The organism is Streptomyces sp. NPDC038280, assembly GCF_055600045.1.
The window spans coordinates 1-22,485 of the sequence record NZ_JBVJYZ010000010.1 but is presented as its reverse complement, the minus strand read 5'-3'; the positions used below and the strand labels follow the sequence as shown (position 1 = coordinate 22,485).

Here is a 22,485-nt window from a genome sequence, read left to right as displayed (position 1 = left end):
CGGTTGCCTCACTGGTGCCTCCCCGCACGGAACACAGGGCGGCATTCGAAAGCGCGGGTGTCGAGGTCGTCGGAGGTGTGGAAGAGGCGCTCGCTGCCGCGGCGGATGCGGACGTCGTGCAGGTCGAGTGGTGGAACAACCCGTACGTGAATAACTTCCTGGTGAACACGGACCTGCCGGCCGGCAGGGTCCTGTTGCACTCCCGAGGGCATTTCGACGCACCTCTGATGTGTCCCAGCGAGGGGTTGCTCTCCCGGGTCGACGGCTGCACCGTCACGGTTCCGAGTGCCGCGGCGAACCCGCGCTTCGAGAAGAACCGGCTGCTTGCCGGTCTTCCGCCGGCCCGTTGTGTGTTCTCCGCCGCCGGCCTTGGCGTGGGCCCGGGTGGCGTCGCCGGAACGGGAAAGAGCCCTGACGGTCGGATCACCATCGGCTACCTCGGCACGGTCGAACCCATCAAGATGCACTCGGCCATGCTGGAGATCGCCGCGCGCGTCATTCATGCCGCGCCGGAGGTCGACTTCGAGTTCGCCGGAGACGGCCCGCTGGACGTCTACCGTGCGGAGGCCCGTCGGCTGGGCCTGGAGGGCCGGGTGCGCTTCCTGGGCTTCCAGGCGGACCCGGCCGCGTTCCTGAACCGCCTGGACATCTTCTGCTATCCGCTCAATCCGTACACCTACGCGACCAGCGAAAAGGCCCTTCAGGAAGCGATGCTGGCCGGGTTGCCCTGTGTCGCCCTTCCCGTGGGCGGTGTACGCGACCTGCTCACGCCCGACAGCGCCTTGCTCGTCCGGACGCCGGAGGAATGTGCCGACGCCTGTCTGGATCTTGTGCGCTCGGAGGAACTGCGCCGAGCGTACGGTCTGCGGGCAAGGGACCGGATCGACAGTCTCACCGTGCGCCAGGCATGGCGCACCGAACTCGCCCGAGCCCGGGCCGAAGTGATGTCCCGTCCGGCCCGGTCTCGCTCCCGACTCAATGTCCGGCCGGAAGACCTCTTCGACTTCTGTACCGACCAGCGTGCCTGCCCCAGGGAAGACCTGGACAGTGATCAGCAGGCGGACTTCGACAGTGTGGCCGCTTTCGTCCACGAGGACTACGCGGCATGGCTGGGCTCGACTACAACGGCCACGCACGCACCCACCAACAAAGCAGAGAGGATACCCACATGAGCGACACACTTTCCTCGTTCTACGGCATCGAGAGCGTTCCCTACCCCCGGCTCAGCCTTGATGAATTCCTGTCCTGGGGCCCCGACGCCATTATCAGGGCCGATGTCCCCGCGGTGATCGATGTCCTTCCGCCGGCCGAGCCGGGCTTCTACCGGACCGCCGTGCTCGAGAAACTCGGCGACATCACGGTCGCTCTGGTCAAGAAGGATCGCGCCAGGGAGAACGAAACGCGCGCCGAGATCAAGAAGGTCCCGCTTCGGGATTTCTTCGAGCTCGAACCGTACAAGTCGAATACGGACGGCACGTATCGCATCGTTTCAAACATCAAGAATCACCCCAAGGTCATCAGTGATCTGCTCGGTTTCGACACCGAGAAGATGTTTGACTATCGGGCTCCGTTGAGCTCGGCCAATCTCTGGGCGAATTACGGTGGGATGCGCTCGCGCAACCACTTCGACGACCTCGAGAACTTCAACGTTCAGCTCGAAGGGCGCAAGCGTTTCGTCGTGATGCCGCCTGGATTCAAGAACTACTACATTCGGTCGGCTCTGCAAGGCTTTGCGAACACTTCGCACACCGTCAGGGTCGACAACGTCGATCTCGCGCGTTATCCGCGAATCGCGGCCGCGGTTGCGCAGCGCCGGGACATCGTTCTGGAGCCGGGCCAGATGCTGTACCTTCCCATTGGTTGGTGGCACCAGGTCGACGCCGTTGACGAGATGAACATCAACCTCAACTTCTGGCTGTACAACAAGAAGATATTCCGTCGGCCTCTCGTGCTGGCCGACTCGCTCTACAAGAACGTTCACCGAAAGGTGAAGGGTCTGTACAACTATCAGCCGGAGGATTCGCTGATGGGTGGAAAGAAGTGACCGGCTCAAAAACCATTCAGCCGACCAACCGATTCCGCAACAATGATAAGTCGGTCGGTATCGGAAACTCCTTCTGGGACATGTCGGAACGCAGTGGCGTGGCAGGCATCGTCGCTGACCTCGAAGATGGCGTCCTCCGTACCGAAGCGGGCCACGAGTTCATCAACTTCAGTTGCTGCTCCTACCTTGATCTGGACTCCCATCCCCAGGTGATCGAGGGTGCAGTCGCCGCACTGCGCAAGTACGGTGTGCTCGACCACTGCATTCCGCGCAGCCGGGTGCAGATCCCCGCTCTGCTGGAGCTGGAAAATTCGCTCGGGGAGTTGTTCTCGGCCGATGTGGTGTCTGCCATCTCGGCCAGCGCCGCGAGTGCCGGGCTGCTGCCGTTGATCGCCTCCGGGCATGTCGGCGACGGCACACGCCCTTTGATGATCTTCGACAAGAACTGCCATGTCTCGATGGCGCAGGCCAAGCCCATGTGCGCGGATGAGACGGAGGTCGTCACCTGCCGACATCACGACCTGGACTTCATCGAGGACCGGTGTAAGGAGTATTCCCAGGTCTGGTACATCTGCGACGGCAGTGACAGCCTGGGCGGCTACGCCCCGGTCAAGGAACTCGCCGCCCTGCAGGACAGATACGGTCTGCGGGTGTTCTACGACGACTCCCACTCCCTCTCGGCGTACGGCACGCGCGGCATCGGTTACGTCCGCTCCAACAGCCCTGTCCTGGACGACAGGACCATCGTGGTGGCCACGCTGAACAAGGCCTTCGGGACCAGTGGCGCGGCTGTACTGCTCGATGGGCACCCCAAGGAGACGCTGCGTGTCATCGAGCGCTTCGCCGGCGCGCTCAGCTACTCGCAGCCGCTGAACACCGCTGCGGTGGGCGCCGGACTCGCGTCGGCCGAGATCCATCGGACCGCTGAACTCACCCAGCTTCAGGACCGGTTGCGGGAGAACATCGCACTCTTCGACTCCCAGGTCGAGACCGAGCAGTCGGGCTCGGCCTTTCCCATCAGGCTGGTCCCGATGGCGGATGACGTGGTGATCGAGGCAGGCCGCCGGGTGTTCGAGGCGGGCTTCTACGTGTCACCGGTCTTCTTCCCCATCGTCGCCCGCGGCACAGCCGGACTGCGGGTCATGATGCGAGCCGGTCAGAGCGAGGCGCAGATCCGTGATCTGGCTGCGGTGCTCGTGGAGTTGGGCGCCCGACAGGCCCCCTTGGCGCAGGCGAGGGCAGAGGGATGACCACCACGGCGCGCGCCCTGGCGCGCAGCATCCTCTACACCCCCGCGCTGTCCTTGGACCGGGTGCTGGCCGCGCGATCGTACGACGCCGACGTTCATCTGATGGACCTGGAAGATTCGGTGCCCGCCCCGGCCAAGCGGCAGGCACGGGAGATCTGCCGAGTGGCGCTGGACCAGGCGTCCGACACCACGAACGTCGCCGTCCGTATCAACCCCCTGGGTTCGATGGAGGCGGTCCACGACATCGCATGGCTCACCGAGGGAGCGGCGAAGCCCGGGTTCGTGTTCATGACCATGGTCAGGACGCCGGCTGAACCGACGTTGCTGCGGGAGACGTTCGCCTCGGCCGGATGGCATCCCGAGATCTTCGTGACAGTGGAGACCGTTCAAGCGGTCGACGAGCTCGACGGGATCGCGGCTGCCAGTGACGGACTGATCCTGGGCTCGGCGGATCTGGCTGCCACTTTGGGCATCGAGATCAACTGGGCCGGACTGCTGGCCGCCCGGCAGGCCATGGCACTCGCCTCTGCCCGCCATGGAATCGCCTGCATCGACACCGGCAACTTCCAGCTCGCCGACGCGTCGGTCCTGCGCGAGGAGATAGAGCAGGTACGCGCCCTTGGCTTCCACGGCAAGGGCACGGTCCACCCGAAGGAGCTCGAGGCCATCAACCGGGGCTTCCGCCCGGACGAGGTCGAGATGAAGGAAGCACGGCGGGTGATGGACGCGGTGCGTACGGCAGGTGACGGCGTCACCTTGGTGGACGGACGCATGGTGGGTCCTCCGTTCGTGCGCAAGGCCCGGCAGACCCTCGCCCGCGGCGAGGCATGGGCGGCACGCTTCGGGCCTGACCGCCCGTCCGGCCCCGGCTCGTCCGTCTCGCACACGGAGGAATCCGCATGACGCTGCGGCACGTCGGTGACAACGAGTACGTCGAAGAACACGGCGGCGACTACGAGGACTTCGAGCCCGGCATGGTCATCAAGCACTGGCCGGGCCGGACGCTCTCGGAGGCTGACAACACGTGGCTCACGCTGCTGCTCATGAACCAGCATCCGCTGCACTTCGACGAGCACTACGCGGCGGGCACCGGGTACGGACGGGTTCTGGTGAACAGCTCGATCACTCTGGCCCTGGTGGGCGGGATGACCGTACAGGCGCTGTCGGCTCGCGCGGTGGCCAACCTGGGCTGGGATCGCGTGCGGTTGCACGAGCCGGTGTTCGTCGGTGACACGCTCTACGCGACCAGTCGGATCCTGAGCAAGCGGTGGTCACAGTCGCGCCCGGGCCAGGGCATCGTGGCTGTGGAGACCACGGGGACCAAGTCCACGGGCGAGACCGTCATCGTGTTCGAGAGGTCGTTCCTGGCCTGGTCGCGGGAGGCTCGACCGGATCGGACCAACCGCTGAAGGACACGGGGCCCCGTGACCGGCCGCATCGCCGGTTACGGGGCCCCACGCACAGCGTCGTAGACGGCTGCCGCGGCGGCCGTGTCCTCGATCGACAGGCCCACACTTCGATACACGGTGGTCTGGCCCGGCTCGGGCGAGGCCTCTCCGTCGAGCAGTGCGCCCAGCTCGTGGAGGTGGGCAGAGCCGATCAGACCGTCGGCGACCGCCGCCCGGATCTCGCCCGCGTCCTCCAGTGCGTCGGCCTGCTGCTCGACCGCCACGAACGCCGTCGCCAGCAGCTGCGGGGCAATCTCGAGGGCATCCTCGTGCGTACCGCCGATGACGTTGAGATGGGCCCCGGTCGCCACCCAGTCGGCCTCGATCAACGGTGTCGTGCTGTCGGTGGACGTCGCCGTGCAGATGATCTCGGCGTCCCGAACGGCTGACCGGGGGTCGTCGCACACCGTCACGGTCGCCAGGGGGCCAAGGAGCTCCCGGGCCCAGTCTCCGAGCGTCTCCGCCCTCGCCCTCGTCCGGGAGTACAGGCGAACGGAGCGGATGGGACGTACCGCGGTCATGGTGCGAAGCAGCGCGCGGGCCTGGACCCCCGCGCCGATCACAGCCAGATCACCGGCATCCTGCGGCGCGCAGAGCCGCGTCGCCAGACCGGCGACGGCCCCCGTACGAAGGGCGGTCAGGGCGGCACCGTCCACGAGTGCCGTCACCTTGCCCGTCTTCAGGTCGATTAGCGCGACGATGCCGTGGATCAGGGGCAGATCACGGCTCGGGTTGTCCGGAGTGAGCGTGGTGATCTTCAGTCCGGCGACTCCGCGCTGCTCCCACGCCGCCGGGCTGATCAGGAGCTGATTGCGTGGCTCGGAGCCTGTTTGGAGCAGAGTGCGGGGTGCGCTCTGTGCCTGGCCGGCGCGTAGCGAGCGGAAGGCATCTCCCAAGGCCTCGATGACGGGCAGGAGCAGGTCGTCCCGCTCGAGCACCTGCCCGTCGATCATCCGCGGCGCCCAGTCGGCGCTCACAGCGTGACCTCTCCTCCGTCCACGGCGATGTCGCCGCCGGTCATCCATCCCGACTCGGCGGACGCCAGGAACACCGCGGCGCCCGCGATGTCTTCCGGCCGGCCGGGCCGCCCCAGGGGAATGTCCTTGCCCCGCTCGCGCCAGAGCTCAGGGTCGTCACGCCACTGCGAGGCGTTGGACTTGGTGGCGGTCAGCCCCGGCGAGATCGTGTTGACGCGGATACCGAAGGGAGCCAGCTCGTAGGCCGCTCCCCGGGTGAGCATGGAGAGGCCGGCCTTGCTGCTCTGGTAGTGGGCCATGGCGCTGATGGCGCTGGTCGCACTGAGTGAGCTGATGTTGATGATGCTTCCCGAGTTGCCGGCGGAACGGAGCCGTGCGGCGAACGCCTGCGTGGCGAAGAACGGGAAGCGCAGGTTGACTGCCATGACCTTTTCGTACTCGTCCTGGGTCAGGTCGAGGAAAGCCGTCCTGGTGGCCGTGGCGGCGTTGTTCACCAGGACGTCGGCCATCCCCAGCGTCTCCGACGCCCTGTCCATCAGGCGCGTGACGGAATCCGGATCGGCGGCGTCCAACAGCATGTACTCCGCCCGCACGCCGTGCCCGCGAAGCTCCTCGCGGGTCGACTGGGCTGCGGCCTCATCGGCCAACGCCGTGAAGAACACGTCACAGCCCTCGCGGGCGAAGGCGGTGGCGATGCCCCGCCCGATACCGTTGGCACCGCCGGTGACTATCGCGCACTGCCCGGTCAGTCGTCCCATGGGATGGATTCCGTCTCTCGATTCAGATCTTGGGCGGGCACTCGACGTGACAGAGTTGCAGACCGTTGACCAGGACCGACTGCACGGACTTCGTGATCAGCAGTCGGAACTCGTTCGCCTGGTCGCCCTGCAGAACGGGCGCGCTCGCGTAGTACGAGTTGTAGATGCCGGCGATGTCGAGCAGGTGCCGGACAAGGACGGCAGGGTTGTCCTCTTCAGCCGCCTTGGCCACCTTCTCGGGAAACTCCAGAAGGCGCAGGATCAGGAGTGCTTCCTGGCCGTTGACGTCGAAGGAGGCAATGTCGGAGGCCTGCGGCAGCGGCCTGTTGTACTTGCGCAGGATCGCCCGCGCCCGGCAGGCGGAGTAGACGAGGTAGGCGCCGCCCGACTTCTCGAACTCGGAAATCGTGGAGTTCAGATCGTCCTTGGCGATGCTGACCGACGTCTTCATGTCCTTCTTGAGGTCATTGAAGACCACCGAGCCGACGGCGAGCTGGTGAGCGGCCTCGTCGATCTCCTCTTCGGTCATTCCGCCGCTTCCCTCGGTCCTGGCACGGAAGTGCTTGACGGACTCGGCGAGCAGCTCGGTGACGCTGGCGACGCTGTCGCGGCTGGACAGTTTCTTGCCGGACTGCGCGTCGACGTAGAAACCGAAGTAGGTGTGCTTGAGGTTCAGCTCATCGGGCTCGGACAGACCGAGCACCTCGGAGGCCTGGAACAGCCGGGAGAAGTGAACGCGCTGCTCCTGGCCCACCACGTAGTTGATGTCGGTGGGGTCGAAGATGTCACGCCGCAGCTTGATGGCGCCCACGTCGCGGGTGGCGTAGATGCTCCGGCCGTCGGAGCGACGGACCACCATCCGTTCGCCTCCGGGCAGCGGCACCACGATCGCGCCGAGGTCCTTCTCCAGAAGGGCGGTGGCCTTGGCTCCCACCTCTGGCGTCATCTCACCATCGGCGACGGCGCGGTTGATCTGCTCGACCTCGGTGAGCACCATCTCCCCGGTGAGCTGGTAGGCCCGACCGGTGCGAATCGCCTCGTCGACGACCTCGTTTCCGGCATCGAGGTAGAAGCTCTCCCCGATGAGAACGTCGATGTTGATGTCGAGTGCGTCGTAGAAGGACCGGAAGTCGGCCAGGCTCCACTCGACCATGCGAAGCCAGAGGTCCACCTCCTCCGGGTCGCCCTCCTCCAGGCGCTGGAACCGTGCGTCCGAGGCGTGGACGAAGTCCTCGTAGGCCTTCCGCAGCGCGGCCGCGTCGGTCGCTCCCGGGAAGTAGGTGGCGATGACCTCGCGGTCGGACGGGGCGGCGGCGTCCAGGTCCGTTCCGGCGGCAACCGTGCGCTCCAGGCTGCGGCGGATGGCGTAGATGGAGAGCAGCCGGTCGTTGTTGCCCATCTCCTGCGGGAAGAGGGCCTCGAATCGGCGGTAACCCTCCAGCATGAAGCCGAATCCGCCGAAGTCGTTGATGTGGTTGACCCGGTAGACGAGCGCGCCACTGGCTTCGTAGAGATTGCTCAGTACGTGCCCGATCATGGTCGACCGGAGGTGACCGGCGTGCAGCACCTTGGCCACATTGGGCGAGGAGTAGTCGACGATCTGCGTACGACCGGAGCGGGTGTCATTGTGACCGAACCGGTTGCCCAGGTCGATGATCGACTGGACGCTGGACAGGTAGTAGTCGTCGGTCAGCCGGAGGTTGACGTAGATCCCCTTGTGGCTGACCTCGCTCACGACATCCTGCATCGAGGGGGAGCTCAGGGCCTCGATGATCCACGGCACATGGGAGCTGATGTACTCCTTCGCGCCACCCTTCTGGAGAAGGCCGGTCACCCGCACCGCCAGGTCGGCACCGAACCGGGAGCGGTCGAGGACGTCGACCTCCCAGGGCGTTACGTCCTCCCCGGACCGCTCGCGGAGGGCCTGCTCGATCCGCGCTTTGATCTTGGCCAGCGGATAGTCCCCAGCAGCCGGAGGCGTCGAGGCGCGTCGCCGCTCCTTGACGGCATCACGCAGTGCGACGACTTCCTGGCGACGGGTTTCGTTCTGCTTGGCCAACATGTTCATGGGATCGATTCACGCACCGTAGCAATAGTCGTTTTCGGGTGACTGACATGTTCTGTGCGGACTGTCACCGGACGGTCAAAGCCGGGCAGGCTCTCGCCCCGATCCGCCATGACCGCGGATCTCGCTGGTGGTCCGCAGCTCCATGACGACATCGACGATGAGGTCCTCCTGCCCCGCGGTAACCTGCCGTCTGCCCAGTTCGAAGAAGACATCGCGTGGATCGACCCCCGCGCGGCGGGAGGCATCCAGTACCCGGGTTTTGAAGCCCGAGAATACCCCAGAGAGGCCGCTGACGATGCTCTCCGAGCTGATCGTCGGCGGTGCCGGCATCAGCTCCCGCTCCGCGAGGTCCGCCGCGTCCAGCAGGGTGTACAGATCGATTCCCGTCGAGTAGCCCATGCGCTCCAGCACCGGCACCAGGACTTCCAGCTGGGTGTTCCCGGCCCCCGCGCCGAAGCCCCGTGCGCAGGCGTCGATGATCCCGGCCCCGGACTCCGCCGCGGCCACCGAGTTGGCCACGGCCATTCCCAGGTTGTTGTGGCCATGGAAGATCACCGGAACCTCGACGGCGTCGGTGATCGCGGTGATCCGCTCGGTGACGTCGGAGGGCAGGAAGTGGCCGGAGGAGTCGAAGATGCCCACGGCCTGCGCGCCGTACCCCACGAGGGCCGCACACTGCTCGGCCAGTCGCCCGGGGTCGGTCATGTGGCTCATCAGCAGGATGCCCTGCGCCTCGACGCCGGTCTCGCGAAGGACACCCAGGTGGCGCTCGGTGACGTCGCTCTCCGTGCAGTGGGCGGCGATACGGACCACGTCGGCGCCGTGCGCCACTGCCTTGTGCAGGTCGGCGGTGGTACCCCAGCCGGGCAGCATGAAGACGCCCATCCGGCTGTTGGGCAGAGCCTCTCGTACGGTCGACAGCATCTCGTCGTCGCTCAGTTTGGCCCGGCCGACCTGGAGGGAGGACGCCCCCAGTCCGTTCCCGTGGCCCACCTCGACCACGGGGACACCGGCGGCGTCGGCCGCTGCCGCGTAAGCGCGCAACTGTTCACGATCAAGCTGGTGACGCACGGCGTGGTGGCCGTCGCGCAGCGTGGGATCGTGGATCAGCACCTGCCGCAGGGCGTGATTGGCATCCCCTGGGACCTGGCTCATGACAGTTCCTTCCCGGCCCCCACCAGGTCCTGGCTCGTGGCGTATTGCTCCGCTATCAGCACAGCGGCTGAGTTGATGATGTCCAGGTTGCCGGCGTACTTGGGTATGCGATCACCCGAGGCCGTGACCTCGACCGCCACGAACACCCGATCATCGGCCACTGTGCAGGCCGTGACCTTGTATCCGGGGGCGTACACGCGGACCTCCTCGGCGGCCGCGTCGACGAGCGCGCGCACCGTTTCGGCGGTGGCGTCCGGGATCACCAGGGACATCGCGACCCGGAATGGCGCGGGCGGCTTCGCCGGGCTCAGGTTGACGATCGCCTTGACGTCGCTCACGCCGGTGAACGTCCGTACGGCGTCCTCCGTCGCCGCGATGTACTCGTCCAGGTTGAGACGGGTGGCCCGGCCCACGCTGGGACTGGCGGCGGTGGTGACCACCTCGACATAGGACGGCGTGTACAGCTTGGCGAGCGCATGCAGGATCGGGATGGAGGCCTGGCCACCACAACTGATCAAGTTGACATTGCCGTGCCGCAGCGCGTCGTCGCCGTTCACCGTGGGCAGGACCATGTGCCCGACCCGGCTCGGGGTGAGGTCGATGACCAGCGTCCCCAGAGGCTGGAGCCGGACCCAGTGCTCGGCGTGCGCCGTCGCGTTCGTGGCGTCGAAGACGATGTCGAACGGGCGGGGCGCCGCGAGCACCGAGTGGATTCCGTCAGCCGCCGTGGCGCAGCCGAGAGCGGCAGCCTGCCGCAGTCCCCGGGCTTCGTTGTTGCGTCCCACCACCAGCCCGCAGCTCAGTGACCGCGAGCGGCCGATCTTGCTGACCAGGTCGATGCCGATGAGTCCCGCGCCGAGGACGGCGACGTTCAGGGTGTCATGCCGGGGCATGCGCAGAGGTCCTTCCGCCGGCGAACAGCAGCCGCTCCGAGAGAAGCTCTCGGACGACCTGAAGGGCCTCGGCTCGTTGAGCCGACTCCACGCAGTGCAGCTTGAGCAGGTTGTGGAGCGGAGTCGCGCCATCGGCAGCCGCCAGCAGGAGGAAGGCGGAGAGCGGGAGATTCCTTACCACTCCGCCCCGGGGCCGGCTGGTAAGCCGGTACTCGGGGCCGTGCTCACCCACTGCGGCGGAGAGTTCCACGCCCGGGGCGAGGGACAGCGTGGCTTCTTCGACGACCTGGGACGCCTGGGCGGTCGGGGCGACCACGCGGTCCTCGATGACCAGGGCGTCCATCTGGGTGCCCAGCAGCACGTCGATCGCCTGACCGGGCGTCTCGACGATCGGTTCGCCGCGCACGTTCATGCTCGTGTTGACCAGGACCGGTATGCCCGTGCGCTCCCCGAACGCGGTGAGCAGTGCGTGCCAGCGAGGGTTGCGTACACGGTCGACCGTCTGGACACGGGCCGAACCATCGACGTGGGCCACGGCGCCCAGCCGCTCACGCCACTCCGGGCGTACCTGGACCACCCGCAGCATGTAGGGACTCTCCGGATCCGGTCCCATGTCGAAGAACTTGTCGGCGACCTCGATGGGAACGATCGGAGCGTAGGGCCGGAACTCCTCGCGGTACTTGATCGAGCGATTGAGGTGCTCCCACATTCCGCGTTCGAATGGGGCGGCCATGATGGAGCGATGGCCGAGCGAGCGCGGGCCGAACTCCGAGCCGCCTTCGAACCAGCCGACCACCTGACCCTCTGCGAGGCGCTCGACGATCTGTGCCTGCTCGTACGCGTCAATGTCGAGGACATCGCTCCACGGGTGCAGCGCCGCGTCGACTTCCTCGGGACGGTAGGACCTGCCCAGGAAGTCGTTGGTGACCGGCAGTCCCTTGGTCTCGCCCGTCAGGAGGTAGTGGGCCGCGGCCGCCACGCCGATGGCGATTCCGGCATCGTGGCTCGCCGGCATCGCGTAGAACTTCCGCACTCCCGACTCACTGACGATGCGCTGATTCGCGACGCTGTTGAGCGCCACCCCGCCGGCGTAGGCGAGGTCACTCTCGCCGGTGAGCTCCAGGACGCGTGAAGCGCGCTCAAGCAGCGCCACCTCGAGATCGGCTTGCACCCTCGCCGCCAGATCGCGGTACTCCATGGGGTTACCCCGACGGTTGGCGCGGCGGAGCCCCTGCTTCCACTCACTGGTGAAGCGGGACCTTCCGGAGTCGTCCTTCGTAAGCAGACTCTCCCCGAATCTCGAGGCGTCACCGTATGGGGCGAGGCCCATGAGCTTTCCGCCCTCCTGCCAGTCGCCGAAGACGTACTGGGAGGTGGACGCGTACGTCTCACCCAGCGAGGACGAACCGCACATGGGGTGGAAGGAAGCCGCTACGGCTCGATCCACGAGGCGAAAGCCCGACCGGTCGAACACGTAGGCGGACTCGACGTGGTACGGCGGGCGAGGGGTGGGCAAGGGCCTGTTCACATACTCGGCAAGTTCCGGACCTCGCAGGAGAAGGTCATCGGCACCGATCACGCTTCCACCGGAGCCGTCGACCACCCACACGGCGGCTTGGTCGAAGGGGCTACTGAAGAACGTGGCGAAGGCGTGAGCCAAGTGGTGGGAAACGAAAACCGAACACTCGCCAACCGGGTCGAAGAGATCGAAACTCTCGTCGGCGAGGGGGAAGTTCAGTCCCACCTGGGTAGGCACCAGGTTCTGGGTGTTGAACGCGAACAGGTCGACGTCGTCGTACGTCAGGCCCGCAGCTTCCAGGCAATAGTCCGCTGCAGCACGTGTGTTGAGATAAGGACGGCCGTCACGCTTGACCCGCGTGATGCGTTCGAGCTGGATGGCACTGACAAGCTCACCGCCACGCAGCAGGCACGCCGAGGCGTCATGACTGCACGAAATCCCGAGTATGACAGGGCCGCCCCCGGCCTCGCTGGACACCATGGAGGACATGACCACCTAAGAGAGTTGCTGATGCGGTGAGCGAAGGGGTTCGGTCGAGCCGTAGCGTGACGTCTGCTCTGAACTCTTCGGCTGCGAGTAATAGTTGATGACCGTGGCGAGCCGGTCGTGGTCAGAGCTGTTCTGTGCGCTGGCATGTACGGTCAGCACGTCCAGGAACAGCGCATCGCCGGGCTCCATGATGGCCGGACGGACCTTGGTCAGATCCAGGGTGTCCTCGCGCACCTGGTAGTCGTCCAAGTCCTCGTGCGGGAGCAGATGACGCTTGTGGGAGCCGGGCAGGAGTTCCATGCCGCCCCGCTCGGGCGTCGCGGGGTCAATCGCGCACCACAGGGTCACCTGACGCGCCGACATGTCGGTCCAATACGCTTGATCCTGGTGCATGGGCTTGCGTCGACCGCTTCGGGCCGGCTTGAAGATGAGCTTCGACGAGTGCAGGTAGATGCTGGGGCCGATGAGGTCCTCGACATGATCCAGCGTGCGCGAAGAGCCGAAAATCTCCCGGAATCCCGGATCGTTGTCGAAGGGGGCAGGCACCCTTCGGAGCACGGGTGCCGCGCTCTGGTCAGTGTCCCACGCCGTAGTGCCCTGGGGCGCCGCCTGAGGTGACTGGGCGGCCGCGGCGCGCCGGTAGTAGTCCTTGATATAGGTGAGATCGCTGGGGCTGAGGAAGCCCGGAACTATGCAATATCCGTCATCGTTGAACTGCTCCACCTGACTGGCGGTGAGGGCTTTGAGCGTCATGTGGCTGAGAGTACTTCGGGGGCTCCCCATGATCAATGGCGTTATGAGCAGGCGCCGTTAACCACGTCATGTGCCGGAGCAGCCATGCCCGCAGGGCGAGAGGGCCTCGCTCGAACGGAACTTCGCCCTCACGAGCCTCTGTGCGAGCGTCGCCCTACACTGACCCGAAATTGCCAACTGATCAACGGAGGAAGTGCCTTGCGGTCGCTCGACCCCAACCCCCGCTGCCCTGGCGCGTGTCGGTGATGGCCGGTGAGGTGCCCGCGGCCGGCCCCGCAGGCCATGCCGCGGTCATCTGCGGCCTGGGCCACTGGCTGCCGCCGAACGTGGTGACCAACGCGGACCTCCAGGCCCGGTTGGACACATCGGAGGAGTGGATCTACAGCAGAACGGGCATCTCGTCGCGCCGGGTGGCTCCTGCGGGTATGACCACGTCCGACCTGGCGGTGGAGGCCGGGGCCAGGGCGCTGAAGTCCGCAGGCGGTGCCGGCGTCCAAGCTCTGGTTCTGGCCACGACGACGCCCGACCGGTCGTGCCCCGCCACGGCTCCGGAGGTGGCGTCGCGGCTCGGACTGGCCGGGATCGCCGCTTTCGACGTCTCTGCCGTCTGTACCGGCTTCCTCTACGGGATGGCGACGGCCGCCGGGTTCATCGCCGCCGGCCTCGCGGACCGGGTGCTGCTCATCGCGGCTGACACCTTCTCGGTCCTTCTGGACCCGGAGGACCGCACCACCGTCCCCATCTTCGGCGACGGCGCGGGCGCCGTGGTGCTGCGCCGGGGGTCCGTGGGGGAGCCGGGTGCGATCGGGCCGATGGTGCTGGGGAGCGACGGGGATCGCAGTGATCTGATCGCGGTCGAGACCGGAGCGCCGGGGCAGGAGTCGGCAGGTCCGGCCGCAGCGCGGTCGGGGTACTTCCGCATGCGTGGTCGCGAGGTCTTTCGGCACGCGGTGGAGCGGATGACCGAGGCATCCACCGAAGCGGTGGAGCGCGCCGGCTGGACCCTCGACGAGGTCGACCGGCTGGTCGCGCATCAGGCCAATGCCCGCATCACCTCCGTCGTCGCCTCGGAGCTGGGCATCTCGCCAGACCGCAGAACGCAGAACATCGAACACGTGGGCAATACTGCTGCCGCATCGGTACCCGTCCTGCTGTCACAGGCGACAGCCGACGGTTCCCTCGCCCCGGGGCACCGAGTCCTGCTCACCGCCTTCGGTGGTGGCCTGACGTGGGGGGCCACGACCATGGTCTGGCCCGAACTCGAGAGCATCACGTAAGACTCCTCACAGCCGTCCGACCCGCCACTCGCGACCAATAGCGCGCAAGCCTTCTACGGAGAAGCCGTGTACGAAGATCTCAAGTCCATCCTGATCACTGACCTGCACCTGCTGGAGGAGGAGGTGCGGCCGGAGGCCGGCCGGGAGGAGGCCGGGCTGGATTCGCTGGCGATGGTGGAGCTGTCCATGGTGCTCAGCAAGCGGCTCGGCATCGAGATCAGCGATGACGAGTTGCTGGAAGCCGCGACTGTCGGGGACATCGCGGAGCTGATAGAGCAGCGACGCGCGAAGCTCCAGCCCGGGGCGTAGTATCGCCAGGAACTGAGCGGGCGCTTAGGGAGGGCTGTCGTGGTGGAGGTGAAGGAGGCCGTGGCGCGGCTGACGACCGCGGGCGCGCCCTTCGCCGTCGAGGACGGTGTGTACGTGGACGGCCCGAGGACGCTGCGCGAGTTCGTCGAGGTGACCTGGGCGTACGGGGACACGATGTTCCTGGTCGGCGAGGAGCGGAGCTACACCTACGGAGAGTTCTTCGCGGAGGCCTGCTCCCTCGCCCGGCGCCTCGCCGACGTGTACGGGCTGCGCCCCGGCGACCGCGCCGTCGTCGCGATGCGCAATCACCCCGAGTGGCAGATCGCCTTCTGGGCCGCCCAGTTGGCCGGCCTGATCGCCGTACCCCTGAACGCCTGGTGGACCGAGGGCGAGTTCGGCCACGCCCTCGACGACTGCCGGCCGGGTGTCCTTCTCGTCGACGGGGAGCGCTTGCCCCGCGTCCGGGCCTGGGCGCGGCGGGAAGGCGTCGGGGGAGTGGTGTTCCACGGGAGCGCGGAGGAAGGGTTCGAGGCGTACGACGACCTCCCGGCCGCCGACCCGGCGCTCGGGCCTCCGGACGTCGACGTACGGCCCGAGGACGACGCCACGATCATCTACACCTCGGGCACCACCGGCCGCCCCAAGGGCGCGGTCGCCACCCACCTCGCGCAGACCGGCGCGGCGATGAACCCCCGCTACTACGCCGCCGTCTCCGCGCTGCGGCGCGGGACGATTCCGGGGCAGGGGGCAGCGCCCGTCTCCATGACGACGTTCCCCTTCTTCCACGTCGCCGCGTTCACCTCCTTCTACTCCGTCATGTCGGCCGGCGGCACGCTCGTCCTCATGCGGAAGTGGGACGCCGAAAAGGCGCTGGACCTGATCACCAGGTACAAGGTCACGCACTACGCCGGAGTGCCCACCACCGCCCTCCAGCTGCTCGATCTGGCCGAGCGCACCGGCGACCCGCTCGCCTCGCTGACCATGCTCAACACCGGGGGCGCCGCCGCGCCGCCGGACCTCGTCGCCCGCCTCACCCGGCTGTACGGGCAGCGCGTCGAACCCCGCAACGGCTACGGCCTCACCGAGACCTGCGGCGGAGTCTTCGCCAATTTCGGTGACGAGTACCGGGAGAACCCCGGCAGCGTCGGGAGCCCCACGCCCGTCACCGAAGTGAGGATCCACGCGCCGGACGGGAACCCGGTCGGTGAGCTGTGGCTGCGCGGCCAGAGCCTGGTGCGGGGGTACTGGGGCGACGAGGCCGCGACCCGGGACGCCTTCACGCCCGACGGCTGGTTCCGCACCGGCGACCTCGCCACCCTGCGGGACGGGCGGGTCAGCATCGTCGACCGCGTCAAGGACATGGTGATCCGCGGCGGCGAGAACGTGTACTGCGTCGAGGTCGAGGCCGCCCTCCACGACCACCCGGACGTCGTGGACGCCGCCGTGCTCGGTGTTCCCCACCCCACGCTCGGCGAGGAGGTCGGCGCGGTCGTCCACCTCCGGCCGGGGGCCGGCGCCGGCGTCGAGGCGCTGCGGACGCATGTGGGCGCGCGACTCGCCGCGTTCAAGGTGCCCGCGCACATCCTCGTGGAAGACGGGCCGCTGCCCAGGAACGCCACCGGAAAGGTCCTCAAGCGGGAGCTGCGGACCCGCCTCTTCGCCCCGGCGGCCCCGGCGGCGCCGGTGTCCACACGGGACACCCCCGCCCAGCACGCTCCCGCTGATCGCGACCAGTAGCAGTCCCCCTCCGGCCGAGAAGCCCCGCCCGCGCCCCCGCCTCGCACCTTCGCCCCCGCACGCCTCTCGCGCCCCCTCGCCTCAGCCGCGTGTGATCCGCACCCGGTAGTTGCCCTCGCGGTCCGCGCTCAGCACCGAGATGCGTACACCGTTCTCCCGGTCCGTGAACGTCTCACCCGGCCGGTACGGCGCGTCCGAGAGTTCCGCGTGCACATTGGGGCGGCGGGTACAGCCGCCGCTGCGCTCGTCGCTGTCCGCGACGGTGACTGGGCCGTGCCCGGTGTCCACGTCCGAGTCGACGCGGTAGATCAGTACGCCCGGCTCGCAGACCGCCTCGTCGTTGCCGTCCCGGGTGCGGACCTCCACGGCGTACCCGGACCGCTCGGTCAGCGGGACGAACGCGAGCTTGCGGCCGCCCCTCATGGCCAGCGGGGTGAGCGTGTACTCGCTCCTGCCCTCCGCCGAGGCGCAGCCGACCTGCTCGTTGTCGAGCCAGCCGAGCTTCCACTTGTGCCAGCCGAGGAGGTCGTTGTTGGCCCCCCAGTCCTCCGACATGATGTCCCAGTGCCCGACGGTGCCGCCGCCGTCGACCGTGTACAGGTCGGGCAGGCCGAAGACATGGCCGTTCTCGTGCGGCAGCACCCGGTAGCCGGTCTCGGCGTACGACCCCGAGCCGTCGTCCTGGCGGCTGTAGACGAAGGACGTGTTCGAGAGCGGGACCCCGTCTGCGTAGGGGGCGTCGTCGTTCCCGGAGAAGGTCACGGACAGGACGGTGTCCAGCGCCGAAGGCCCCGCGTTCGGGGTGACCAGGATGTTGACCAGGTCGTACGCGCTGAAGTCCACCTTGGGGTCGGCCGCGGTCACGATGTCCTGGACGAGCTTGCGGTAGCCCGGTTCGTAGGGCGAGCCGCGTTCTATGCCGTACGCAGCGAACGGCATCGGCATCCGCAGCCAGTCCTCCAGCGGGGCCTCGGGCCGGTAGGTGAGCCGCCCGTACGAGCTGGTCCTGAACCACTCGGCGGTCTGCGGGAAGAACTCCGAGAAGCGGTTCATCGCCGGGCCGGTGCCGGGAGCGTCCGGGAAGTCGACCATCAGGTTCAGTGCCCGCACATGGCCGGTGGAGCGGGTGTACCCCGGGGCGGTGGGCAGGCCCTCGGACATCTGCACGCCCAGGGTCGTGGTGATCCGGCACGGTTCGAGCGGGCGCTCGGCCGCCGGGTTGGAGACCGGTCCGGCGGAGGCCTTGCGGGGGCCGGGAAGGCTGGTGCTCGCGGTGGCCAGCGCGGCGAGCGTCAGCGCGGTGGCCGCGGCGAATGCCACGGGTCTGCGTATCCGCCGGCGGGGCTGCTGCATGCGGTCGCCTTCGGGTCCGCGGCAGCCGGCCGGGTCCGTGCTGCGCTCAGTGCGATCAGCCTGTGACGGGTGGTGCGAGTGCGCGCGCCGGGTGGCCCGATCGTGGGTTTTCCCGACACGGGAGAGTGACTCAGGTCACAGCTATGTAAGGAAATAACCGGGGACTGGATCCCCGTTTGCACCTGTGTCCCCGACAAGCGGGGAGTCGGTCCCCGGTTACGGGACTGGGTAAGGATCGCAATCAGCCAGAAGGGTGGAGTCGTGGGCAGCTCACTCGACACCGCGGACGCCACGGGCGAGAGCACCGCGGACGCCACGGGCGAGAGCACCGCGCGCCGCGTCCCCAGGCCGCGGGCCGATGCCCTGCGCAACCGGGAGCGGATCGTCACGGCGGCCCGCGAGATGTTCGTCGAGTTCGGCCCCGAGGTTCCGCTCGACGAGATCGCCCGCCGCGCGGGCGTCGGCAACGCCACGCTCTACCGGCACTTCCCCGAGCGCGCCGCGCTCGTCCACGAGGTCGTCGTCTCCGTCATGTCCCGCACCGCGGAGCGCGCGCGTGAGGCGGCCGAGGAGGAGTCGGACACCTTCGAGGCGCTGCGGCGCTTCACGCACGCGGCCGCCGACGAGCGGATCGGCGCCCTGTGCCCGATGCTCGCCGGCGCCTTCGACACGGACCACCCCGAACTGCACGTCGAGCGCGAACGGTTGGAGGAGGCCGTCCAGGGCCTCGTCGACCGGGCGCAGCAGGCGGGCAGGCTCCGCGCCGACGTCGCCGTCGGAGACCTCCTGGTGGCCCTCTCCCAGCTGACCCGGCCGCTGCCGGGCACCGGCTGCCTCAATATGGACCGCTTCGTCCACCGGCACCTGCAGCTGTTCCTGGACGGTCTGCAGGCACCGGCGCGATCCGTCCTTCCCGGCTGCGCCGCGACCATGGAGGACCTGCGCGGGACCTCCTGACCCCCCGGACCCGGGCGTAAATCGCTTGCGGGGAACCGGACTTCAGTACAGCGTTACGCACACCACCACGCCCTTTTTGATCACTTCGCACCGCTAGGTGGCTACTCCCATGCCAAAAATGCCCGAGACCTCTCTCCCTGACCCCAGTCGCTGGAAAGCGCTGGTCTTCATAGCCCTGGCCCAGCTGATGGTCGTGCTCGACGCGACGATCGTGAACATCGCGCTGCCCTCCGCCCAGCAGGACCTGGGGATCTCGGACGGCAACCGCCAATGGGTCATCACCGCCTACGCGCTCGCCTTCGGTGGCCTGCTGCTCTTCGGTGGTCGGATCGCCGACCTCTGGGGCCGCAAGCGCACCTTCGTGGTCGGTCTGATCGGCTTCGCCGCCGCGTCCGCGCTCGGTGGCGCGGCCACCGGCGAGGCGATGATGCTCGGCGCCCGCGCGCTCCAGGGCGCCTTCGGCGCGCTGCTCGCCCCGGCCGCGCTCTCGCTGCTCGCGGTGATGTTCACGGACGCCAAGGAGCGTGCCAAGGCGTTCGGCATCTACGGTGCGATCGCCGGTGGCGGTGGCGCCGTCGGCCTGATCCTCGGCGGTTTCCTCACCGAGTACCTGGACTGGCGCTGGACGTTCTTCGTCAACATCCCGTTCGCGATCGTCGCCGCCCTCGGCGCGTACTTCGTGATCCGCGAGCCGGCCGGCGCCCGTAACCGCTCGCCGCTCGACATCCCCGGCGTGGTCCTGTCCACCCTGGGTCTGGTCTCGCTGGTCTACGGCTTCACCCGCGCCGAGTCCGAGGGCTGGTCGGACCCGACGACGATCGGCCTGTTCGTCGGCTCGGCCGTGCTGCTCGCCGCGTTCGCCCTCGTCGAGTCCAAGGTGAAGTCCCCGCTGCTGCCCCTGCGCGTCCTGACCGAGCGCAACCGTGGCGGTGTCTACCTCTCGCTGGGTCTGGCCATCATCGCGATGTTCGGTCTGTTCCTCTTCCTGACCTACTACCTCCAGGTCGTCAAGGGGTACTCGCCGGTCAAGACGGGCTTCGCCTTCCTGCCGATGATCGCGGGCATGATCACGGGCTCGACCCAGATCGGTACGCGGCTGATGACCCGCGTCCCGCCGCGCTGGCTGATGGGCCCGGGCTTCCTGACCGCCGGTGTCGGCATGCTGCTGCTGACGCAGCTGGAGATCGGCTCCTCCTACGCCGGTCTGATCCTGCCCGCGCAGGTGCTGCTCGGCCTCGGTATGGGTACGGCGTTCATGCCGGCCATGTCCCTGGCCACGCACGGGGTGAACCCGCAGGACGCGGGTGTCGCCTCCGCGATGGTCAACACCTCGCAGCAGGTCGGCGGCGCGATCGGTACGGCGCTGCTCAACACGATCGCCGCGTCGGCGACCACCGCGTACCTGACCGACCACGCGGCCGCCGCGACCACCCCGCAGGCGCAGAAGCTGCTGCAGCTCCAGGGCATGGTCGAGGGCTACTCGGCCGCGATCTGGTGGGCCGTCGGCATCCTGGCGGTCGCCGCCACGATCGCCGTGACGTTCATCAACACCGGGCGGCCGGGAATGGGCGCGGTGGCCGGCTCGGGTACGGGCGAGGGTGCCGGCGCGGGCGTCGAGGACGAGGTGAAGGTCCCCGTCATCGCCCACTGACCCTCCGGCGTGCCGGCCACCTGCCGTGGTGGATGTGTTTCCTGCCCTGGCTCCTCAGCGGAGCCAGGGCAGGTCCGCGTTCGCGTCCCTGGGCTGGAGCCCCTCGGCCATCACTTTCATGATCTCGCCGAGCTGTTCCACCTGTTCGGGGGTGAGCCGGTCGAAGAGTGCCTCCCGTACGGCGGTGACATGGCCGGGCGCGGTCCGCTTGAGGACGTCGAAGCCGTCGTCCGTGAGGCAGGCGTTCTGGCCGCGCTTGTCGGAGGCGCAGTCCTCGCGGCGTACCCAGCCGTTCTTCTCCAGGCGGGCGATGGCGTGGGAGAGCCGGGAGCGGGTGATCTTGGCGTCCTTGGCGAGCTCCGTCATCCGCATCCGGCGGCGGGGCGCCCGGGAGAGCTGGACGAGCAGGCCGTAGTAGATGTGCGGCATCCCGGCGTCCCGCTGCAGCTGGCGGTCCAAGTGGTCCTCGAGGAGGGTGGTGGCATGGCGATAGGCCTGCCAGACGTGCTGCTCCTCGTCGCTGAGCCAGCGGGGCGCCTCGTGCCCGCCGTCGTCCCTGGGTGCCGTGGTCATGCGTCCAGCTTACGGCCACTCCTTGAAAGTTGAACTAAATAGCCTTAAGCTCGTCATGTCAGATGAGCTTGAACTTTAAAGTAGTGCTGCGAAGCAGGTGGGACCCATGAAGACCACGCCGGAGCGGATGCCCGCCCTCTATCTGTCCCACGGCGCCCCGCCGCTCGCCGACGACCCGGTCTGGCCCGGTGAGCTCGCCGCCTGGTCCGCCGGGCTGCCCCGGCCCAAGGCCGTCCTGATGGTCTCCGCCCACTGGGAAGACGCCCCGCTCGCGCTGGGCGCCACCGGGACCGTGCCTCTCGTGTACGACTTCTGGGGCTTCCCCGAGCACTACTACCGGGTCCGGTACGCGGCGCCCGGTGCTCCCGAACTCGCCGCGTCGGTGCGGAAGTTGCTGCGCGCCCCTGGAATGCCGGTCCAGGACGTCCCGGACCGGGGCCTCGACCACGGCGCGTACGTCCCGTTGGTCGAGATGTTCCCCGACGCCGACATTCCCGTCCTGCAGATCTCCATGCCGACCCTCGACCCGCGCCGGCTGATGGACATCGGCCGCGCGCTGGCGCCGCTGCGCGACGAGGGCGTACTGATCGTGGGTAGCGGATTCTTCACCCACAACCTGGCCGCGCTGCGCCACACCGGGCCCGGAGTCCCCAGCTGGTCCGCCGAGTTCGACGACTGGGGTCGGCGGGCGCTGGAGGCGACGGACGTCGACGCGCTGCTGGACTTCACGCACACCTCCCCGGCGGGCCGGCTCGCCCACCCGCGCACCGAGCACTTCGCGCCGCTGTTCGTGACGCTGGGCGCCGCAGACGCGGCCGGAGAGCTCGACGGCGGGCGCAGTGTCATCGACGGCTTCTGGATGGGCCTCGCGAAGCGCTCGGTGCAGTTCGGCTAGACGCCGCGGCCGGCCGAGCGGGCCCGGGGCTCCTGGGCCCGCGCCACCCAGCCGCGTCGGGACGGGAGGCAGGGCTTTCCGGACACGACCTAGTTGTATTGACCCGGAGGGTTGTTGACGCGGTTGATGGGTGGGTGTCCGTCGAGTGCGGTGTGGCTGCGGTGGTGGTTGTAGGTGTGGAGGAAGTCTGCCAGCGCTGCTGTCCGTTCGGTGTTTGAGGTGTAGGGCCTTAGGTAGGCCCACTCCTCGAGCAGGGTGCGGTTGAAGCGTTCGACTTTGCCGTTCGTCTGCGGCCGGTAGGGCCGGATCTTTTTATGCCGGATGCCGGCCTCGGCGAGGGTCTGGGTGAACAGCTTGGACTTGTAGCAGGCGCCGTTGTC

The 22,485-nt window shown here is 68.0% G+C and carries 21 protein-coding genes; 11 read left to right on the top strand and 10 right to left on the bottom strand.

Annotated elements, in window-relative coordinates:
- Positions 1 to 77: 77 nt before the first annotated feature.
- From ACZ7J0_RS20685 to ACZ7J0_RS20665, 5 genes are read left to right on the top strand one after another with little or no spacing between them, the layout of a single operon-like run.
- Positions 78 to 1,172, top strand: coding sequence for a glycosyltransferase (locus ACZ7J0_RS20685; RefSeq protein ID WP_470889336.1), 1,095 nt, complete (start codon positions 78 to 80; stop codon positions 1,170 to 1,172).
- A complete protein-coding gene (locus ACZ7J0_RS20680; RefSeq protein ID WP_470889334.1) occupies positions 1,169 to 2,044 on the top strand; it encodes a cupin-like domain-containing protein in 876 nt (291 codons plus the stop codon). The genes ACZ7J0_RS20685 and ACZ7J0_RS20680 overlap by 4 nt, the downstream gene beginning before the upstream one ends.
- Positions 2,041 to 3,294, top strand: a complete 1,254-nt coding sequence (locus ACZ7J0_RS20675; protein WP_470889332.1) for an 8-amino-7-oxononanoate synthase family protein — start codon at positions 2,041 to 2,043, stop codon at positions 3,292 to 3,294. The genes ACZ7J0_RS20680 and ACZ7J0_RS20675 overlap by 4 nt, the downstream gene beginning before the upstream one ends.
- A complete protein-coding gene (locus ACZ7J0_RS20670) occupies positions 3,291 to 4,196 on the top strand; it encodes an HpcH/HpaI aldolase/citrate lyase family protein (RefSeq protein WP_470889330.1) in 906 nt (301 codons plus the stop codon). The genes ACZ7J0_RS20675 and ACZ7J0_RS20670 overlap by 4 nt, the downstream gene beginning before the upstream one ends.
- The gene (locus ACZ7J0_RS20665) at positions 4,193 to 4,702 is read left to right on the top strand and encodes a MaoC family dehydratase (RefSeq protein ID WP_470889328.1); all 510 of its coding nucleotides are present in this window, start codon (positions 4,193 to 4,195) and stop codon (positions 4,700 to 4,702) included. The genes ACZ7J0_RS20670 and ACZ7J0_RS20665 overlap by 4 nt, the downstream gene beginning before the upstream one ends.
- A gap of 35 nt (positions 4,703 to 4,737) precedes the next feature.
- On the opposite strand, the gene ACZ7J0_RS20660 is transcribed toward ACZ7J0_RS20665, so the two are convergent.
- The 7 genes from ACZ7J0_RS20660 to ACZ7J0_RS20630 all read right to left on the bottom strand — a co-directional run bounded on the left by ACZ7J0_RS20660 (position 4,738) and on the right by ACZ7J0_RS20630 (position 13,353).
- On the bottom strand, positions 4,738 to 5,718 hold the full coding sequence (locus ACZ7J0_RS20660; protein ID WP_470889326.1) for an ornithine cyclodeaminase family protein: 981 nt from the start codon (positions 5,716 to 5,718) through the stop codon (positions 4,738 to 4,740).
- Entirely contained in the window at positions 5,715 to 6,476 is a 762-nt protein-coding gene (locus ACZ7J0_RS20655) for an SDR family NAD(P)-dependent oxidoreductase (protein WP_470889324.1), read from the bottom strand. Before ACZ7J0_RS20655 ends, ACZ7J0_RS20660 begins: the two co-directional genes overlap by 4 nt.
- A gap of 22 nt (positions 6,477 to 6,498) precedes the next feature.
- Positions 6,499 to 8,544, bottom strand: a complete 2,046-nt coding sequence (gene argS / locus ACZ7J0_RS20650; RefSeq protein ID WP_470889322.1) for an arginine--tRNA ligase domain-containing protein — start codon at positions 8,542 to 8,544, stop codon at positions 6,499 to 6,501.
- A gap of 75 nt (positions 8,545 to 8,619) precedes the next feature.
- Positions 8,620 to 9,666, bottom strand: a complete 1,047-nt coding sequence (dmpG, locus tag ACZ7J0_RS20645) for a 4-hydroxy-2-oxovalerate aldolase (protein WP_470889747.1) — start codon at positions 9,664 to 9,666, stop codon at positions 8,620 to 8,622.
- A gap of 29 nt (positions 9,667 to 9,695) precedes the next feature.
- The gene (locus ACZ7J0_RS20640; RefSeq protein ID WP_470889320.1) at positions 9,696 to 10,592 is read right to left on the bottom strand and encodes an acetaldehyde dehydrogenase (acetylating); all 897 of its coding nucleotides are present in this window, start codon (positions 10,590 to 10,592) and stop codon (positions 9,696 to 9,698) included.
- A complete protein-coding gene (locus ACZ7J0_RS20635; protein ID WP_470889745.1) occupies positions 10,579 to 12,591 on the bottom strand; it encodes a carbamoyltransferase family protein in 2,013 nt (670 codons plus the stop codon). Before ACZ7J0_RS20635 ends, ACZ7J0_RS20640 begins: the two co-directional genes overlap by 14 nt.
- Positions 12,592 to 12,606: 15 nt before the next feature.
- Positions 12,607 to 13,353 carry a phytanoyl-CoA dioxygenase family protein gene (locus ACZ7J0_RS20630; protein ID WP_470889318.1) on the bottom strand — a complete coding sequence of 249 codons (747 nt, stop codon included), beginning with the start codon at positions 13,351 to 13,353 and terminating at the stop codon, positions 12,607 to 12,609.
- Positions 13,354 to 13,598: 245 nt separating this feature from the next.
- Here ACZ7J0_RS20630 and ACZ7J0_RS20625 point away from each other — a divergent pair, with 245 nt between their 5' ends.
- From ACZ7J0_RS20625 to ACZ7J0_RS20615, 3 genes are all read left to right on the top strand, one after another.
- A complete protein-coding gene (locus ACZ7J0_RS20625) occupies positions 13,599 to 14,630 on the top strand; it encodes a beta-ketoacyl-ACP synthase III (RefSeq protein WP_470889316.1) in 1,032 nt (343 codons plus the stop codon).
- Positions 14,631 to 14,696: 66 nt separating this feature from the next.
- Positions 14,697 to 14,939: an acyl carrier protein gene (locus ACZ7J0_RS20620; RefSeq protein ID WP_470889314.1), complete on the top strand. Its 243-nt coding sequence runs from the start codon at positions 14,697 to 14,699 to the stop codon at positions 14,937 to 14,939.
- A 39-nt stretch (positions 14,940 to 14,978) separates the two neighbouring features.
- Entirely contained in the window at positions 14,979 to 16,676 is a 1,698-nt protein-coding gene (locus ACZ7J0_RS20615) for a class I adenylate-forming enzyme family protein (protein WP_470889312.1), read from the top strand.
- Positions 16,677 to 16,757: 81 nt separating this feature from the next.
- Here ACZ7J0_RS20615 and ACZ7J0_RS20610 read toward each other — a convergent pair whose 3' ends face one another.
- Positions 16,758 to 18,029 (bottom strand): M6 family metalloprotease domain-containing protein, encoded by a 1,272-nt coding sequence (locus ACZ7J0_RS20610; protein ID WP_470889310.1) that lies wholly within the window; start codon positions 18,027 to 18,029, stop codon positions 16,758 to 16,760.
- A gap of 363 nt (positions 18,030 to 18,392) precedes the next feature.
- On the opposite strand from ACZ7J0_RS20610, the gene ACZ7J0_RS20605 reads away from it, so the two are divergent.
- Together ACZ7J0_RS20605 and ACZ7J0_RS20600 are read left to right on the top strand one after the other, a co-directional pair.
- Complete coding sequence (locus ACZ7J0_RS20605) at positions 18,393 to 18,986, top strand: TetR/AcrR family transcriptional regulator (RefSeq protein WP_470889743.1); 594 nt, start codon at positions 18,393 to 18,395, stop codon at positions 18,984 to 18,986.
- A gap of 118 nt (positions 18,987 to 19,104) precedes the next feature.
- Entirely contained in the window at positions 19,105 to 20,637 is a 1,533-nt protein-coding gene (locus ACZ7J0_RS20600; protein WP_470889308.1) for an MFS transporter, read from the top strand.
- Between the two features lie 54 nt (positions 20,638 to 20,691).
- Here the strand turns inward: ACZ7J0_RS20600 and ACZ7J0_RS20595 are convergent, their stop codons facing one another.
- Positions 20,692 to 21,210 (bottom strand): MarR family winged helix-turn-helix transcriptional regulator, encoded by a 519-nt coding sequence (locus ACZ7J0_RS20595; protein WP_470889306.1) that lies wholly within the window; start codon positions 21,208 to 21,210, stop codon positions 20,692 to 20,694.
- A 106-nt stretch (positions 21,211 to 21,316) separates the two neighbouring features.
- Between ACZ7J0_RS20595 and ACZ7J0_RS20590 the strand changes: the two genes are divergently transcribed.
- Positions 21,317 to 22,105 (top strand): dioxygenase family protein, encoded by a 789-nt coding sequence (locus tag ACZ7J0_RS20590; protein WP_470889304.1) that lies wholly within the window; start codon positions 21,317 to 21,319, stop codon positions 22,103 to 22,105.
- An 89-nt stretch (positions 22,106 to 22,194) separates the two neighbouring features.
- Here the strand turns inward: ACZ7J0_RS20590 and ACZ7J0_RS20585 are convergent.
- A partial coding sequence (locus ACZ7J0_RS20585) for an integrase core domain-containing protein (protein WP_470889302.1) occupies positions 22,195 to 22,485 on the bottom strand: 291 nt, incomplete at its 5' end.

Excerpts from the sequence above, each read along its gene's own strand:
- ACZ7J0_RS20680 (WP_470889334.1), top strand. The coding sequence starts at position 1,169 with ATGAGCGACACACTTTCCTCGTTCTACGGCATCGAGAGCGTTCCCTAC.
- ACZ7J0_RS20670 (WP_470889330.1), top strand. The coding sequence starts at position 3,291 with ATGACCACCACGGCGCGCGCCCTGGCGCGCAGCATCCTCTACACCCCC.
- ACZ7J0_RS20665 (WP_470889328.1), top strand. The coding sequence starts at position 4,193 with ATGACGCTGCGGCACGTCGGTGACAACGAGTACGTCGAAGAACACGGC.
- ACZ7J0_RS20655 (WP_470889324.1), bottom strand. The coding sequence starts at position 6,476 with ATGGGACGACTGACCGGGCAGTGCGCGATAGTCACCGGCGGTGCCAAC.
- argS (WP_470889322.1), bottom strand. The coding sequence starts at position 8,544 with ATGAACATGTTGGCCAAGCAGAACGAAACCCGTCGCCAGGAAGTCGTC.
- ACZ7J0_RS20640 (WP_470889320.1), bottom strand. The coding sequence starts at position 10,592 with ATGCCCCGGCATGACACCCTGAACGTCGCCGTCCTCGGCGCGGGACTC.
- ACZ7J0_RS20635 (WP_470889745.1), bottom strand. The coding sequence starts at position 12,591 with ATGGTGTCCAGCGAGGCCGGGGGCGGCCCTGTCATACTCGGGATTTCG.
- ACZ7J0_RS20630 (WP_470889318.1), bottom strand. The coding sequence starts at position 13,353 with ATGACGCTCAAAGCCCTCACCGCCAGTCAGGTGGAGCAGTTCAACGAT.
- ACZ7J0_RS20625 (WP_470889316.1), top strand. The coding sequence starts at position 13,599 with ATGGCCGGTGAGGTGCCCGCGGCCGGCCCCGCAGGCCATGCCGCGGTC.
- ACZ7J0_RS20610 (WP_470889310.1), bottom strand. The coding sequence starts at position 18,029 with ATGCAGCAGCCCCGCCGGCGGATACGCAGACCCGTGGCATTCGCCGCG.
- ACZ7J0_RS20600 (WP_470889308.1), top strand. The coding sequence starts at position 19,105 with ATGCCCGAGACCTCTCTCCCTGACCCCAGTCGCTGGAAAGCGCTGGTC.
- ACZ7J0_RS20595 (WP_470889306.1), bottom strand. The coding sequence starts at position 21,210 with ATGACCACGGCACCCAGGGACGACGGCGGGCACGAGGCGCCCCGCTGG.
- ACZ7J0_RS20590 (WP_470889304.1), top strand. The coding sequence starts at position 21,317 with ATGAAGACCACGCCGGAGCGGATGCCCGCCCTCTATCTGTCCCACGGC.